The 13,912-nt window shown below is 56.9% G+C and carries 14 protein-coding genes; 6 read left to right on the top strand and 8 right to left on the bottom strand.

The window, feature by feature from the left end; translation table 11 throughout:
• The first annotated feature begins 143 nt into the window (after positions 1–143).
• The gene (locus AC0V6Q_RS08095; protein WP_486167884.1) at positions 144–677 is read left to right on the top strand and encodes a J domain-containing protein; all 534 of its coding nucleotides are present in this window, start codon (positions 144–146) and stop codon (positions 675–677) included.
• Between the two features lie 5 nt (positions 678–682).
• Positions 683–1,213 carry an NADPH-dependent FMN reductase gene (locus AC0V6Q_RS08090; protein WP_486167883.1) on the top strand — a complete coding sequence of 177 codons (531 nt, stop codon included), beginning with the start codon at positions 683–685 and terminating at the stop codon, positions 1,211–1,213.
• A gap of 17 nt (positions 1,214–1,230) precedes the next feature.
• Here AC0V6Q_RS08090 and AC0V6Q_RS08085 read toward each other — a convergent pair whose 3' ends face one another.
• From AC0V6Q_RS08085 to AC0V6Q_RS08070, 4 genes are all read right to left on the bottom strand, one after another.
• Positions 1,231–3,216 carry a DUF1963 domain-containing protein gene (locus tag AC0V6Q_RS08085; RefSeq protein WP_486167882.1) on the bottom strand — a complete coding sequence of 662 codons (1,986 nt, stop codon included), beginning with the start codon at positions 3,214–3,216 and terminating at the stop codon, positions 1,231–1,233.
• Between the two features lie 177 nt (positions 3,217–3,393).
• The gene (locus AC0V6Q_RS08080) at positions 3,394–4,203 is read right to left on the bottom strand and encodes an SDR family NAD(P)-dependent oxidoreductase (protein ID WP_486167881.1); all 810 of its coding nucleotides are present in this window, start codon (positions 4,201–4,203) and stop codon (positions 3,394–3,396) included.
• Positions 4,204–4,252: 49 nt separating this feature from the next.
• On the bottom strand, positions 4,253–5,569 hold the full coding sequence (locus AC0V6Q_RS08075; RefSeq protein WP_486167880.1) for a cystathionine gamma-synthase family protein: 1,317 nt from the start codon (positions 5,567–5,569) through the stop codon (positions 4,253–4,255).
• A 266-nt stretch (positions 5,570–5,835) separates the two neighbouring features.
• Complete coding sequence (locus tag AC0V6Q_RS08070) at positions 5,836–7,284, bottom strand: SLC13 family permease (RefSeq protein ID WP_486167879.1); 1,449 nt, start codon at positions 7,282–7,284, stop codon at positions 5,836–5,838.
• 131 nt (positions 7,285–7,415) lie between these two features.
• Between AC0V6Q_RS08070 and AC0V6Q_RS08065 the strand changes: the two genes are divergently transcribed.
• Positions 7,416–8,018, top strand: coding sequence for a GNAT family N-acetyltransferase (locus AC0V6Q_RS08065; RefSeq protein WP_486167878.1), 603 nt, complete (start codon positions 7,416–7,418; stop codon positions 8,016–8,018).
• A gap of 3 nt (positions 8,019–8,021) precedes the next feature.
• Here AC0V6Q_RS08065 and AC0V6Q_RS08060 read toward each other — a convergent pair whose 3' ends face one another.
• The 3 genes from AC0V6Q_RS08060 to pdeM all read right to left on the bottom strand — a co-directional run bounded on the left by AC0V6Q_RS08060 (position 8,022) and on the right by pdeM (position 9,874).
• Positions 8,022–8,510: a hypothetical protein gene (locus tag AC0V6Q_RS08060; RefSeq protein WP_486167877.1), complete on the bottom strand. Its 489-nt coding sequence runs from the start codon at positions 8,508–8,510 to the stop codon at positions 8,022–8,024.
• Positions 8,511–8,518: 8 nt separating this feature from the next.
• Entirely contained in the window at positions 8,519–9,037 is a 519-nt protein-coding gene (gene infC, locus AC0V6Q_RS08055) for a translation initiation factor IF-3 (protein WP_486167876.1), read from the bottom strand.
• Between the two features lie 99 nt (positions 9,038–9,136).
• On the bottom strand, positions 9,137–9,874 hold the full coding sequence (pdeM, locus tag AC0V6Q_RS08050) for a ligase-associated DNA damage response endonuclease PdeM (RefSeq protein WP_486167875.1): 738 nt from the start codon (positions 9,872–9,874) through the stop codon (positions 9,137–9,139).
• Positions 9,875–9,978: 104 nt separating this feature from the next.
• On the opposite strand from pdeM, the gene hemF reads away from it, so the two are divergent.
• On the top strand, positions 9,979–10,836 hold the full coding sequence (gene hemF / locus AC0V6Q_RS08045; protein WP_486167874.1) for an oxygen-dependent coproporphyrinogen oxidase: 858 nt from the start codon (positions 9,979–9,981) through the stop codon (positions 10,834–10,836).
• 63 nt (positions 10,837–10,899) lie between these two features.
• Here the strand turns inward: hemF and AC0V6Q_RS08040 are convergent, their stop codons facing one another.
• A complete protein-coding gene (locus tag AC0V6Q_RS08040) occupies positions 10,900–11,118 on the bottom strand; it encodes a hypothetical protein (RefSeq protein WP_486167873.1) in 219 nt (72 codons plus the stop codon).
• Positions 11,119–11,464: 346 nt separating this feature from the next.
• Here AC0V6Q_RS08040 and AC0V6Q_RS08035 point away from each other — a divergent pair, with 346 nt between their 5' ends.
• Positions 11,465–13,552: a RelA/SpoT family protein gene (locus AC0V6Q_RS08035; RefSeq protein ID WP_486167872.1), complete on the top strand. Its 2,088-nt coding sequence runs from the start codon at positions 11,465–11,467 to the stop codon at positions 13,550–13,552.
• Positions 13,552–13,911: a VOC family protein gene (locus AC0V6Q_RS08030; RefSeq protein WP_486169278.1), complete on the top strand. Its 360-nt coding sequence runs from the start codon at positions 13,552–13,554 to the stop codon at positions 13,909–13,911. Before AC0V6Q_RS08035 ends, AC0V6Q_RS08030 begins: the two co-directional genes overlap by 1 nt.
• The last annotated feature ends 1 nt before the right edge of the window (position 13,912 follow it).

Here is a 13,912-nt window from a genome sequence, read left to right as displayed (position 1 = left end):
GAACGAGTTATTGCAATGCAACATTTCGTTTCGCAACTTGTTCCCAAGGCGACTCACATATCTTCCCTTTATCCGCCAGAACCCCTAGATAGCCCGCGTGACTGATCCGACGAACGACTTGGTTGACCCTTGCGGGAAGCCTCATGCCTAAGGCGACGCGCTCAAACGACTGGGGGTTCCCCCGCTGGCGTGGTTATTCCGCATCGCGCGAGGCGACGAATGTGCGCATTTGCGATCGGCACGGTTGTGATGAACCGGGCGATTGTCCTGCTCCCAAGGCTCCTAACAGTCCTGACCGTTGGTATTTTTGTCAAAAGCATGCGGCCGAATACAATTCCAAATGGGATTATTTCGAAGGCCTCGACAAAGCCGAAAAGGCCGCGCGGGCCAAGGCGGAGCGGCAAGAGTCGGAGGGTTATGCCGAGGCTTCGCATTATGGCTGGACGGGGTCCGGCGATGGATCACGAAGCGCGGATGAGATGCGCGCGCTCGAACTGCTTGAGCTTGAAGTCGATGCCGATTTTGCCGCAATCAAAAAGGCCTACCGTGCCAAAGCAAAGCTGGTCCATCCCGATGTGAAGCCGGGTGACGAGGAAGCGGCGCAAGAATTTCAAAAGTTACAGGTCGCCTATGACGTGCTGCGAATTGCGGAAGAACGCCGCGAATGGAAAGGTTAGTTTCAATGCGTATCTTGGCTTTTGCCGCCAGTAATTCGAGCGTGTCCATCAACCAGCAATTGGCGCAATATGCAGCCAGCCTAGCCGAAGCCGCTGAGGTCGAAACTCTCGATATCCATGACTACGAAATGCCGATCTATCGCCACGACCGCGAAGAAGAGAACGGCATCCCCGAGCTAGCCCACGATTTCCTCGCTCGGATCGGGGAGGCCGATGCGCTGATTATCTCCTTCGCAGAACACAACAGCACTTATAGTGCTGCGTTCAAGAACCTGTTTGACTGGTGCAGCCGGGTAGATGGCGAAGTTTGGCAGGACAAGCCCATGCTTTTGCTGGCGACATCACCTGGAAAACGCGGCGCCCAAAGCGTGCTGGAGTTTGCTGTCAATTCTGCTCCGCGCTTTGGCGCAAATGTGGTTGGCAGTCTGTCTGTTCCAAGCTTCGGTGAGAATTTCGACAGCGATGCCGGACGTCTTACCAATGACGAGCTTGACGCTGAATTGCGCGAACTCGTCGGCAAGCTTGTGACCGCCTGATTGCGCCAAGCCTTGGGTCAATAGGCGCTGATTACGGACTTCACCTGATCGAAACGACCAGCGGCAAGGTCTTGTGGCGTAATCAGATACTGCAACACACCCTCACCGAAATTGTGCCCCGGTTCTGCCCCGCCGTGCAGCTCTAGCAACAGGACATGGTCGTCGATCAACTCGTCCACATAGCCTTGCACAAAGCTTGGCGGGCCGAATATGCGGGCAGGGGTTCCTGCAGAAACCTTGCGAACGCGGTCAAGTTTGCCCTCTTCTGAAAGCTTGAGATAGTCCTCGCGGCTGCCATGCTTGTCAGGATCGAAATCCTCATTGGACATATATTCGCGTGCAACAACGTGATTGCTCATCGCTTTTTCGATAAGATCAGCGGGGATTGCGCCAAGCGCTTCACTCCCGACACCAAGGCTTAGCTCGATGGATTGAGGAACGGTTTTGCCGTTGAACATGAGGTCGATCATGTCCTTGCGACCTTCGACCCATTGCCAGATGTCATCTGCGATCTGCTGCTCGACCGGGTGACCCAATGGCCGCTGTGTCCCGAGAAGATAGAGCTCCCTCGCTTCGCCTTTCCATGTCTCGAAAAGGGCGTCCAACTCCTCTTTGGAATGGTCAGGGAAGACCCTGTCCAGCTTGTACTTCGGTGGCCGCTGCAATGCTTTCAGCATCGTCGCTGCAAGAACGCGAATAGCTCCAAAATCGTGAGGGAAGGCGTCGAATGGTCGGGCAAATGGTTGGTGAGGCGTTTCGATATCGGAAATATCGCCCAATGCGTCTTTGCCGCTTTGTTGAACAGCCAGAAGCGCTTCTGCGGTTTGTTCCGCGTCGGACCAGAAACGGTCAGCGTCCGCGTCTTGATCTGGTCCGGCCATCGGATACTCAAAGGCAATCGGCTCAAACGGAAAGCGCGGCATCAGGCGCGGGACATAGTCTTTTGCGTTCTCGACCTCCGGAGTGCATCCGGTGACCCCCCATGGACCTTGTGACCCGAAAACTGGCGGTGCATCAGACGGGGGCGTGACCGGCGACCAGTCATCGGTCGGGCCGGAATGGTGGACAAATGCATGAGCGTGCTCAGAGCCGCCCTCGGCCCCCCAGTTTAGATTGATGAAGCAATAGAGCACTCCATCATCTGGAAGAAGGCCGGAAGCATCCTGGATGGATAGCTGCGTGCAGTCCCACTGCATCATAAAAGTGAGTGGAACTCCTCCTTGGCGAGGCCATTCAAAATCTGCAGGGCCTATTGGCTGGCCACCATAGAACGAGAGCCCATCTTCGGCAGGTGAATGCGGCATAAATTGCCGAAATACAATCGGGTTTGCCCTCGCAAGAGCGATTTCGGCAGGCAAAGATGTGTCTGGTTCGGAAGGTTCGGTGTGCTCCTCAACCGGGAATTGAGGGACTTTTGAGTCTTCTATTGCCGCCGCAGCAACCGAGGCCTCCGCAGTTTCGGGCAGTGCGGCTTCCTCGAACTCTGGCTCGAACTCTGGCTCGAACTCTGGCTCGAACTCGTGTTCAGATTCGGCATCGTATGCTTCGCCAAGGTCTTCTTGCGGCTCGATCTCGGAGAACTCTGCCTCAGACGCTCCGTCACTATCGCCTTGTTCGCCCTCAGCAGCGTCTTCCACCTGATCGTAATCGTCGAGAGGTTCCTGACCATCCGGCTCTTCGTCCGCTGCATCGTCCGCGCTCACTGAAACGCCTGCCGGGGTGCCGTTGTCGCGTTCTGCGCCGCCGACCAAGGATCTGCGCCGTCTGCCCTCGGGGACTGCGGGAGCTGGAGTTGAAGCGGGAGCATCAACGACTTCTGCAGTCGGGTTATCGAGTGCCTCTTGATCGACCACAGTTGGGCTTGGTGCGGGCTTTGAGAGCTTTTTGCGGCGCCAAAGCAGAACAGTGAGCCCTCCAACAGCAAGTACAAATCCGCCAATCATGAGCGCCAAAGCTGCGTATAGTCCCGGGTTGGACGTGGCGAGCAAAAGGTCAAAGCGCATTACAGCATCTCCATTGAGATCACCCAAAAATGACCCTGCGCACGGGCGCGAAGGACCCGAACCGGGCTATTAGTCTGTTTGCACCTAGTAAAAGTTGGTCAATTCCTGGTTAACGCAATTCCCCGCTAAGGCTATGGTTTGCGTAGTTTTACCAGGGTTTCGGTACTGGATGATGCGCTATTCCGGCTTGCGGGAACTGGTATTTATCGCAGGCGGGGGATTGTCATTCCACCAAGGAGCGTCGGTCCACGGACGCACATCAACCTCGAAGCTCCAACAGCTGCGATGCTGATGGGCAAGGTGCCAATAAGTCTCGGCGAGGGCTGCGGGGTCCACCACCCCGTCCTCGCCCTTGGACGCCTTGTAGGCCTCGAACTTGTCGCCCAGCAGCCGCCCGAGCGTGTCAGGCGCATCAACCGGTCCGTCGACCATAATATGGCTGATGTGGATGCCTTGGGGCGCAAATTCGGCGTTGAGCGTCTGGCACAGCATACGCCGACCCCCGATAGCCGCTGCGTGGCTGTGCTGTCCGGCATTGCCGCGCATTGCCGAGGTTGCCGATGTGACAAGCAAGACCCCGTGCCCGCGTTCCACCATCGCTGGAAGCATCGCTTGCCCCAAACGGAAAAGCGCGAAAGAGGTCATGCGCCAGCCCAGTTCGAACGCCTTGTGCGGTGTGTCGAAGAACTTCCGGTTGCCGATCTGCGCGCCAAGATTGAACAGGCAAACCTCGATCGGGCCAATGTTGCGTTCGGTCCGCTCTACCAACTCTTCGATTGTGCCGTCTTCGGCCGCATTGATGAGCACTCCGGTGGCGCTGCCGCCTTCCGCTTCAATCTGTGATACTAAATGGTTGAGGCCGTCTTCGTCAGAACGCCTTGCCAGCACTGCATGATAGCCGCCTTTGGCAAAGCGTTTTGCTGTGTTGCCGCCAATCCCAGCGCCCGCACCAAGGATCAAAACCACCGGTTTGCGACTATCATCCATCCAGACTTCCTCTCTCCCAATGGGTCCGGAAGAGAGGCTAGGCTGGAAATCAGACGTGGTCTAGCGCCTGTTCAAAGTCTGCAATCAGATCATCCGGGTCCTCGATCCCGATGCTGATCCGCACGAGGCTGTCCGAAATGCCGAGCGCGGCGCGGCGTTCTTCGGGGACCGACAGGTGCGTCATGGATGCCGGGTGGCTTGCCAGCGTCTCGGTACCGCCAAGGCTCACTGCGAGTTTGGCGATTTGCAGATTATCGAGGAAGCGGAAGCATTCCGCCTCGCCGCCCTTGATGAACACGCTGAAGGTGGAACCTGCGCCGAGGCAGTGGCGGTCGTAGATATCCTTTTGTCTCGCATCGTCGATCATGCCGAGATAGCCGAGGCCGGTGACCTTCGGGTGATCTTTCAGGAAAGCGCAGACCTTGGCCGCATTTTCGCCCGCGCGTTGCATCCGCAATTCGACTGTCTCAAGGCTGCGAAGGAGCATCCACGCAGTGTTGGGGTCGACAATCCCGCCCATGGTGTTTCTGAGAGCGCGGACCGGGTCCATCCATTTCTTCGCGCCCGCGATGCTACCCGCCACAAGGTCAGAATGGCCGCCCACGTACTTCGTAAGCGAATAAGCGACGATATCCGCGCCGTGATCGAGTGGGCGCTGCCACAATGGCCCAAGGAACGTGTTGTCGATCGCAATCGGGCAATCCCATTTGAGATTGGCGTCGCGCGCCTCTTTCACCGCTTCGATATCGACCAGAGCATTGGTCGGGTTACCGGGGCTTTCGAGGTAGATCATTGCGACCTTGCCGCCGTTCTCGCCAGCTTGCTTCTTGGCGCGCTTCAGAACCTCATCCAATTCCTCGCGGCTCGCGCCTGCTGGAAAGTCGATGTAGGTGACGCCGAATTTTGAGAGAACCTTGGCAACGAACCCTTCCGACGCCGCATAAAGCGGGCCGGAATGGACGATCACGTCGCCTTGGCTGACATAGGCCATCATCAGGATGCAGATTGCGGTCATGCCGCTTGAAAAGGTGAGCGCGTCTTCGGCCCCATCCCAGATCGCAAGTCGGTCTTCGAGGATTTCCTGGTTCGGCCCATTGAAGCGCGAATAGACAAGGCCTTCTGCCCCGCCTTCGCGTTTTCCGGTGATGCCTTCAAAATGGCGCTTGCCGTCTGCTGCGCTTGGGAAGGCAAAGGTAGAGGTGAGGAAGATCGGTGCTTTGAGCGAGCCTTCCGACAGGGTCGGATCATAGCCGTGCCCCATCATCAAGGTTGATGGTTTCAACGGGCGGCCAGCGATTTCGGTGCGCTCCGGTTTCGGCTTGCGGCGCGGTGTTGGGTTCTCGGTTGCGTCGATTGCATCGGTCATGATGCCGATCTCCTTCCAGCTATATGTCCCTAGGAAGGCAGGGACTTATGGTTTGGAAGAACCGATGGAGCCCCCGTTTCTAACCTCCGCAGAAACGCCTCTCCCCAGCGGCCATATGCTTTGGCCTGCAATATTGTGATCTGGTTTCATGTGCAACCGGTTTCATCCGTGCAATCCCCAAAGGGCCTAGGTTGAAATCCGATCTACAGATAAACTGCATCGGGGCAGGTCCTCAGGGAGAACCGTTAGGGCTTGTCCCTGTTGGCTCAAACGAGCGCGGCGATGCCCCAGACCATGCCTACGATCATGAAAATCCCAATAAGATCGAGGATCAGACCTGCCTGAACCAGTTTCTCGATCCGCAACCGGCCTGTGCCCCATGCAATCGCATTGGGTCCGGTGCCAGCGGGCAGGATGAAGCCCCAGCTTGCAGCGAGCGCGGCTGGCATCGCGATCAGGATCGCCGCTTCTCCAAGGCCAAGCCCTGCGGCAAGGCTGGCGACGACAGGGATAATTGCGCTTGCGGTTGCGACATTGCTGGCAAATTCCGTGACCAGAACGACCATCGCAACCACAGCCAGAGCAATGACGATGAGCGGGAATACTTCTAACGGCAGCAGCGATTGACCGAGCCAGTCGGCAAGCCCCGATGCCTGCATCCCTGCCGCAAGTGCAAGGCCGCCGCCAAACATCAAGATGACGCCCCAGGGCGCGCGGTCGGCCTCCTGCCAATTGAGCAATGCACGGGTCTTGCCATTCTCGCGTGTCCCATCAGGCAATAGGAAAAGCGACAGCGCCGCGATCACAGCGATAGTGCCGTCGGTCCAGCTACCCTCTGGCAGATAGGGCGCGACCCAGCGTTTGCTCATCCAAAGAAGGAAGGTGACCGCGACAATTGGCACCAGACGCTTTTCCGCAGAGGACCACGGCGCATGATCGTCAATCGCCGTGCGTGCAGCCCTCACATCAAATGGATGCGCGTCCACCCTTTGCACTTTAGCGATAATCAGACAGGCGATAGGCACGCTGACAAGAACAATAGGAAGACCAAACACCATCCACTGGGCAAACGAGATTTGCAGCCCGATCATATCGTCAAGCAGTTGAACCGCGATCCCGTTGGTGGGAGAGCCGACAATCGTTCCAAGCCCACCGATCGATGCGGCAAAGGCAATCCCCATCGGCAGCGCGCCATAGATACCGCTGGTCTGAGGTGCTTCGCCCTCCGCTGTTTGCAAAGAAGCCCCGCCGGCGAGCACCGCCAGAGCCATCGGCATCATAATCAGTGCGGTAGATGTGTTGGATATAAGCCCGGACAAGATCGCTGCACTGACCATAAAGGCAAGCAGCAAGCGCACTTGTCCCCCCTGGCTGCCAATCGCCTTTAATATCGCAAGGCTCAACCGCCGATGCAGTCCTGTTCGCTCAATCGCAAGGGCAATGAATGCGCCGCCCAGCAGGAGGAACAGGATCGGCGCATAATACGCGCTGGCCGTCTCGCGCGCGGTCATCACACCTGAAAGCGGCAGGCAGACAAAGGGCAGCAAAGCGGTCACCGCAAGCGGCACGGCTTCGGTCATCCACCATGCTGCCATCCAGATCACAAGCCCTGCAACGAGCCACGCCTCGCCGCTCATCCCTTGCGGAGCAGGGACAAGGGCCGTGATGGCAAAGGCGAGGGGGCCAAGAAGAAGACCAATCCGTTGCGCGGTCATGGGATGTTGCGGTTCCTCGCCTTACGAAGTTTCCCCTAGACTGCCAGCTTATCGGCTGAGCGCAAGGCGGACCGGAGCTGGCTTGTGGAACGATTGGCTTGAGCGTGAGAATGGGGCTAGGCTCTTCTTTCATGGACACAGACCGCCCCATCGACCTTGTCTCGCTCAGCGCGCCCCTTCGAGAGCTGACGCGCACTTTGGCAAATGCCTTTCAGGACGATCCGGCGCTCAGCTGGATTGTGCAGGACCAAGTCAAGCGGGCGAAGATGCTTCCGGGCTTTTTCAAGGTGATGGCCCAGCAATCGCGGCGTCATGGCGAGATATTGGCATCCCCTGACGCAGAAGCTGCGAGCCTGTGGTATCCGCCGGGCGAAGTGCGGGATAGCGTGATTGTCTCTATCTATGACAATCTTCGAATGCTCGCCGGTTTCGGGCTTACCCTTCCCAGAGGCCTCAAGGTTGCCGAGGAGATGTACAAGCGCCATCCATCCCCGCAACCCTATTCCTACCTGCGCTACGTCGGTGTTGCCCCGCAGGCCCAAGGCAAGGGTTGGGGCGGGGCGATTGTGCGAGCAGGTATCGCAAGGGCGGCGGAGCAGGGGCAGGGCGTGCTGCTAGAGACCGCGACGCCAGATAACGTTGCGATTTACACGCGGCTTGGTTTTGAGATTATTGAAGAGTGGAAGGTGCCGGGTGGTCCCAAGTTTTGGACGATGGTGCGCGAGTGCGACTGAGCGTCAAGGCCTGGCAACACTCGTCACGCAGGTTTGCTCTGCTTCCTCGTCGTGATCAGCGTCCCAATCGCCATTCGGGTCTTCAAAGTTGTCCCACAGCTCCTTTCGGGGATCGTAAAAACACGCGCGGCGTTCCATCAAAGTTCGGTCTATGAGATGCCATTTCCCGGTTAGGTCGCGCTGCGCCGACACCACGATGACGATACCTTCGATGTATGGACCATGTTGGATTACCCGGAAGGTCTGCCGGCCGATATTGGGAGAATTGCCAAGCGGCTGGATCGGATCGAGTGTCAAATCGAAAACCGAGTTCATGCAGATGTGCTCTGGCGGGCAAGGGGGGCTACCGACAAAGGCCATAGCCGCAACGCGAGCTGTGTAAACCGCTGTTGCGTCTTCATCCCATTCGATTGGCTCGCCTGCCTTTGCGTTTCCACCAAACAAAAGGGCGAGAGCGCTTAACGCTCCCGCCCCGAAATGTTTGATTGGCAAAGCCATTCCTATTTCGGCGCCAGAACCATCAGCATCTGCCGGCCTTCGAGGCGGGGGAATGCTTCGACCTTGGCGGTCTCTTCTACGTCTTCCTGCACGCGCTTGAGCAGATCCATGCCCAGATGCTGGTGCGCCATTTCGCGGCCTCGGAAACGAAGGGTGACTTTCACCTTGTCGCCATTGTTGATGAATTTGTTCACGTTGCGCATCTTCACGTCATAATCGTGCGTGTCGATGTTGGGACGCATTTTGACTTCTTTGATGTCCTGCGTTTTCTGCGTCTTGCGCGCAGCGTTGGCCTTTTTCTGGGCCTCAAAACGGTATTTGCCGACATCGAGGAATTTGCACACGGGCGGGTCCGCATTGGGGGACACTTCGACAAGGTTCAGGCCCTTGTCATTCGCTTGCTCCATCGCTTCGCGTGTAAACATCACACCAAGGTTTTCGCCTTCGTCATCAATGACGCGGACCTTGGGTACCTGAATAAACTGATCATATCGAGGGCCGCTTTTCGTTGGCGGGGCCATCTGACGCCGAGGTGGACGGGCTATGTGGGTTCTCCTGTTGTAGCCATACTGTGAGTCGTCGATATAGGCGCAAAGCCCTTAAGATACTAGGCGCGTGCGTCAAGCTGCGCGTCGATAAAGGGGGAATGTGACCAATTTGCCCTTTGCGGGCAGGATGGCGTCGATTTGACGCGCGGGGCTCAGCGCTTCGAGTATCTCTGGCGAGCCTGCGTCCATACCGCCGGTATATGCTCCGAATGCAGGCGCGATCATGCGATCCGCTCCTGCTGCCGAGCGGCTGATGACGGCACAAGGCCTTGCGATATGGCGGGTTCTTACAGCGACGCGCATTTTGGGGTGGTAGTGGCCCGATAGCTCTGGACGTGTCTCTCCCGACTGTGCCTCATGGCGCAGGATTACGCCGGACACCTCAAGCTCGCCGAAGCTCTCTGCCCCAAAAGTACGGGGCATTTCTTCGTCATGATTGCCCTTCACCCAGACCCAATCAAGGCTCCGGATCAGACCCTCGAGCATTCCGGCCGCGTAAGGTTCCAACCGGCAGGTGCCCGCATCATCGTGGAAGTTGTCTCCAAGAGTGATCACCCGGCGTGCGCCGAACGCCTTGATCGTGTCGGCCAATCGTTCAAGCGTTTCGCGGCTGTCATAAGGCGGGAGCATTTGCCCGCGCGCTGCATACCAGCTGCCTTTTTCCAAATGCAGGTCAGCGACCAAAAGCGTGCGCTCTCTAGGCCAGTAAAGCGCGTGTGATTTGGTCAGCACCAATTCCTCGCCCGCGAAACCAAGCGGAGCGCCAGAATCGCGCTTATCCGAATTGGGAGGGAACGAAACGGGAACCATACGGCCTTCTGGCCTGCTTGCCTCTAATTGGCAAGTGTCAAAACGGGTGGACACTTTTCATGTCATGGGGCACATGTGAGGCAGACTATGGACGAGGGAAATTTATGAGCGATTGGGCTGGCCGCACTGCAAAAGCAAAGACTTGGTTTGAAAGTCTTCGCGATCAGATTTGTGCAGCGTTCGAAAGCATTGAACGCGATGCGGGCTCTAACGCCAGTTTTGAATACACCCCCTGGACGCGCGAAGAAGAGGGAAATGAAGACCCGGGCGGAGGTGTCCAGGGCCTGATGAAGGGCAGAGTGTTCGAAAAGGTCGGCGTCAATGTCTCGACCGTGCGAGGGAGTTTTTCAGAAGCCTTCGCTGATCAGGTAAATGGGGCCAGCGCGGAGCATCCGGGGTTCACCGCGACCGGCATCAGTCTGGTCGCGCATATGCACAACCCGCATGTGCCAGCGGTTCATATGAACACCCGGTTCCTGACCACGCAATCGGCTTGGTTCGGGGGAGGGGCCGATCTTAACCCGCCGATCCCGTATGAAGAGGACACGCAAGAGTTTCACGCCTCAATGCGGGCTGCCTGCATGGCGCATAACCCGACCTATTACGAAAAATACAAAAAGTGGGCGGATGACTATTTCTACATCCCCCACCGCGAAGTGCACCGCGGCGTCGGCGGAATTTTCTATGACCATTTGGCGTGCGATGATGATCCCAGTTTCGACCGCAATTTCGCCTTCACACAGGATGTGGGCAAGGCGTTTCTCGATATCTATCCCAAGCTCGTGCGCAAGCGGATGGAAAGCGATTTCAACGATGCGGATGTGGCGCAGCAGCTTGAGTATCGCGGGCGCTATGCGGAGTTTAACCTGGTCTATGACCGTGGGACGATTTTCGGGTTGAAGACCGGCGGTAACATCGATGCAATTTTGATGAGCCTGCCGCCAAGGGCAACTTGGAGTTGATGCAAGGCGCGTAAAGCCGGAACTGGCAGGCGGCCCCTGTCAGCCTGCCAGTTTGCGATAGGATTAAAAGCCCAAGCCGCCGCCAAGATCATCTGCAAAACAGATTTCTTGAGTGGTGTTACTGAGCTCATTGTCGACAACGATACAAGTGATCAGGGTGCAAACACCTAAGTTGCATTCGTAGTAAGAATACGAGTTTCCTTCTGCATGTGCCGCACTACTTGCAACAAGTGCAGCAATACCTGCTGCTGGAACGGCGATCTTTTTCTTAAGATTTTTCATTGAGACTTCTCCGTTATTTGAAATGCCATCTCCCGATAGGCATTTTCACTATTGTTTGTCACGAACTCATATTCAATCTCTAGTCTTTTATCTGTTCATGGCATTGGGCAGGTAGAGGCAAGTGTGCTGCGATTACGATGGATTGAGGGGAGACCAGTATCTTCCAGAGCAACGCGCTATACGCGCGCAGGTCTGCATTGGTCGCGGTGACAGGCGCCCTGGCATCTTGTGGCTAGTAGAAGCATTGAGGTAAAAACGGCGCACACCTTGCGGTTTGCCACTCCCGTTGCCTTGAACAGCGTATTTTGACTTGCAGCTTTCCCCATCGCCACGCACATTGACGTCAATGCTGCGCCAATACGAACTTGTGGAACGGGTCCTGGAGTATGACCCTGAAGCCGATGAGGCGCTGCTTAACCGTGCCTATGTCTACACCGTGCAAAAGCACGGGACCCAAAAGCGCGCGAGCGGGGATCCGTATTTTTCGCATCCGGTCGAAGTGGCCGGGCTCATGACCGACCTGCAGCTTGATCAAGAGACCATTATCACGGCGCTCTTGCACGATACCGTCGAAGACACTCTGGCAACGATCGAGGACATCGAAGCCAATTTCGGCTCCGATGTTGCGAGGCTCGTCGATGGGGTGACCAAGCTCTCCAAGATCGAGACCATGCCCGAAAACGAACGGGCGGCCGAAAATTTGCGCAAATTCCTGCTTGCGATGTCAGAGGACATTCGCGTGCTGTTGGTCAAGCTTGCGGACCGTCTGCACAATATGCGCACGCTTCATTTCATCAAGAAGCCGGAAAAGCGGCAACGCATCGCGCGCGAGACGATGGATATCTACGCGCCGCTGGCCGAGCGTGTGGGCATGTACGAATATATGCGCGAAATGCAGGCGCTTGCCTTTCAGCAGCTCGAGCCGGAAGCCTACGCCACAATCAATGACCGCCTCGAAGCCTTGCGCGGGCAAGACAGCGGTCAAGTCGATGCAATCGCGCTTACTATCAAACAGGCCCTGGCTGAGGCGGGCCTTTCGGTCGAGGTGACGGGCCGCGAAAAGCACCCTTATTCGATCTGGCAAAAGATGTCAGAGCGCCATGTGAGCTTTGAACAAGTCACCGACATCATGGCGTTCCGGGTGATTACGGACAATGTCGCTGACAGCTATGCCGCTATGGGCGTGCTCCATACCACCTGGCAGTTTTTGCCAGGTAAGTTCAAAGACTACATCTCGACACCGAAAACCAATGGCTATCGATCGATCCACACCAGTTTGATGTATGAAAACTCGATGCGGGTAGAGGTGCAAATTCGTACCCGCGAAATGCATCACCGCAATGAATTCGGCCTCGCGGCGCATTGGGCCTATAAACAGCATGACAAATCCGACGGGCAAGTGGGCTGGCTGCGCGATCTTATCGAGATTGTCGATGCGAGCCATGACGCCGAGGAGTTGTTAGAGCACACGCGGTTGGCGATTTATCAGGACCGCATCTTTGCCTTCACCCCCAAGGGCGCGCTGTTCCAGTTGCCAAAGGGATCAACGGCGGTCGATTTTGCCTTTGCCGTCCACACCGATCTTGGCCTGTCAACAGTCGGGGTGAAGATCAACGGGCGGCACATGCCGCTGCGCACCCAGCTTTCTAATGGCGACGTTGTTGAGATCATCAAAGGCGGCGATGCTGGTCCGCAATTGTCGTGGCTGGGCTTTGTCGTGACCGGAAAAGCGCGCGCTTCGATCCGGCGGGCAGTGCGCCTGAAAGAGCGCGACGAGGTTGCCGAAATTGGTGCCAAGCTGTTTGACGAAATTGCAGCGCGAGTCCCTGCCAAGATCGGCAAAAAAGCAATCCGGGCCGCGATCGAGCGGCTCGGTATGGAAGAGCCCGATGACCTTATGTTCGCGATAGGTGCAGGCAAGATTAGCGACCGCGAAGTGATGGAAGCGCTTGTTCCGGGCTGCACATCCGAATTTGAGGAAGAGGAATGGAAGACGCGCGACCGTCAGATTTCTATTCGCGGCCTGACCCCCGGTGTCGCATTTGAACTGGCTGATTGCTGTCACCCCGTGCCCGGAGACCGGATTGTCGGGCTGAGGCGCAAAGGGGAACGGGTGATCGTTCACACGATTGACTGCCTTGAACTTGCCAACGGGGTCGATAGCGACTGGCTCGACCTGAACTGGGGTAAACGCTCGCATGGGGCGGTAGGGCGGTTTGCGGTCACGCTCTATGATCGTCCGGGAACTCTGGCAGAGATGGCGGGCGTTTTCGCTCAAAACAAAATCAATGTGACCAATCTCACGCAGACCCATCTGGATATGCCATTTGTCACTTACGAGATTGATGCCGAGGTCAACGATGTCGCGCATTTGTCGCGCATTCTCTCCGCCTTGCGCGCCAGTGATGCAGTGGCACAGGCTGACCGGATTTGATGACCGTTATCGGGCTTGATCATATTCAATTGGCCATTCCTGAAGGTGGTGAAGAAAAGGCCCGGGAATTTTATGGCGATCTGCTCGGCATGCGAGAGGTTGCAAAGCCCTCCAGCCTCTCCCGCAAAGGTTGTTGGTTTGCGTCAGGCTCGCTCAACTTACACATCGGCGTTGATCCAAACTTCCAGCCAGCCTCAAAGGCGCACCCGGCACTACTAGTTGACGACCTTGTTCGGCTCAAAGCCGCCATTGATAAAGCGGGTTATCCGGTCGTGGCAGACAAACCCATCGCCGGTTATGTTCGGTTTTTCACCAATGACCCTTTTGGCAATCGCATCGAGATAATGCAAAAGACCTGAG

Source organism: Erythrobacter sp. S227, assembly GCF_057364925.1.
Note: the sequence above shows the minus strand (reverse complement) of the source record. Positions and strands in the feature narration are given on the sequence as shown.

Excerpts from the sequence above, each read along its gene's own strand:
- AC0V6Q_RS08095 (WP_486167884.1), top strand. The coding sequence starts at position 144 with ATGCCTAAGGCGACGCGCTCAAACGACTGGGGGTTCCCCCGCTGGCGT.
- AC0V6Q_RS08090 (WP_486167883.1), top strand. The coding sequence starts at position 683 with ATGCGTATCTTGGCTTTTGCCGCCAGTAATTCGAGCGTGTCCATCAAC.
- AC0V6Q_RS08085 (WP_486167882.1), bottom strand. The coding sequence starts at position 3,216 with ATGCGCTTTGACCTTTTGCTCGCCACGTCCAACCCGGGACTATACGCA.
- AC0V6Q_RS08080 (WP_486167881.1), bottom strand. The coding sequence starts at position 4,203 with ATGGATGATAGTCGCAAACCGGTGGTTTTGATCCTTGGTGCGGGCGCT.
- AC0V6Q_RS08075 (WP_486167880.1), bottom strand. The coding sequence starts at position 5,569 with ATGACCGATGCAATCGACGCAACCGAGAACCCAACACCGCGCCGCAAG.
- AC0V6Q_RS08070 (WP_486167879.1), bottom strand. The coding sequence starts at position 7,284 with ATGACCGCGCAACGGATTGGTCTTCTTCTTGGCCCCCTCGCCTTTGCC.
- AC0V6Q_RS08065 (WP_486167878.1), top strand. The coding sequence starts at position 7,416 with ATGGACACAGACCGCCCCATCGACCTTGTCTCGCTCAGCGCGCCCCTT.
- infC (WP_486167876.1), bottom strand. The coding sequence starts at position 9,037 with ATGGCCCCGCCAACGAAAAGCGGCCCTCGATATGATCAGTTTATTCAG.
- pdeM (WP_486167875.1), bottom strand. The coding sequence starts at position 9,874 with ATGGTTCCCGTTTCGTTCCCTCCCAATTCGGATAAGCGCGATTCTGGC.
- hemF (WP_486167874.1), top strand. The coding sequence starts at position 9,979 with ATGAGCGATTGGGCTGGCCGCACTGCAAAAGCAAAGACTTGGTTTGAA.
- AC0V6Q_RS08040 (WP_486167873.1), bottom strand. The coding sequence starts at position 11,118 with ATGAAAAATCTTAAGAAAAAGATCGCCGTTCCAGCAGCAGGTATTGCT.
- AC0V6Q_RS08035 (WP_486167872.1), top strand. The coding sequence starts at position 11,465 with ATGCTGCGCCAATACGAACTTGTGGAACGGGTCCTGGAGTATGACCCT.
- AC0V6Q_RS08030 (WP_486169278.1), top strand. The coding sequence starts at position 13,552 with ATGACCGTTATCGGGCTTGATCATATTCAATTGGCCATTCCTGAAGGT.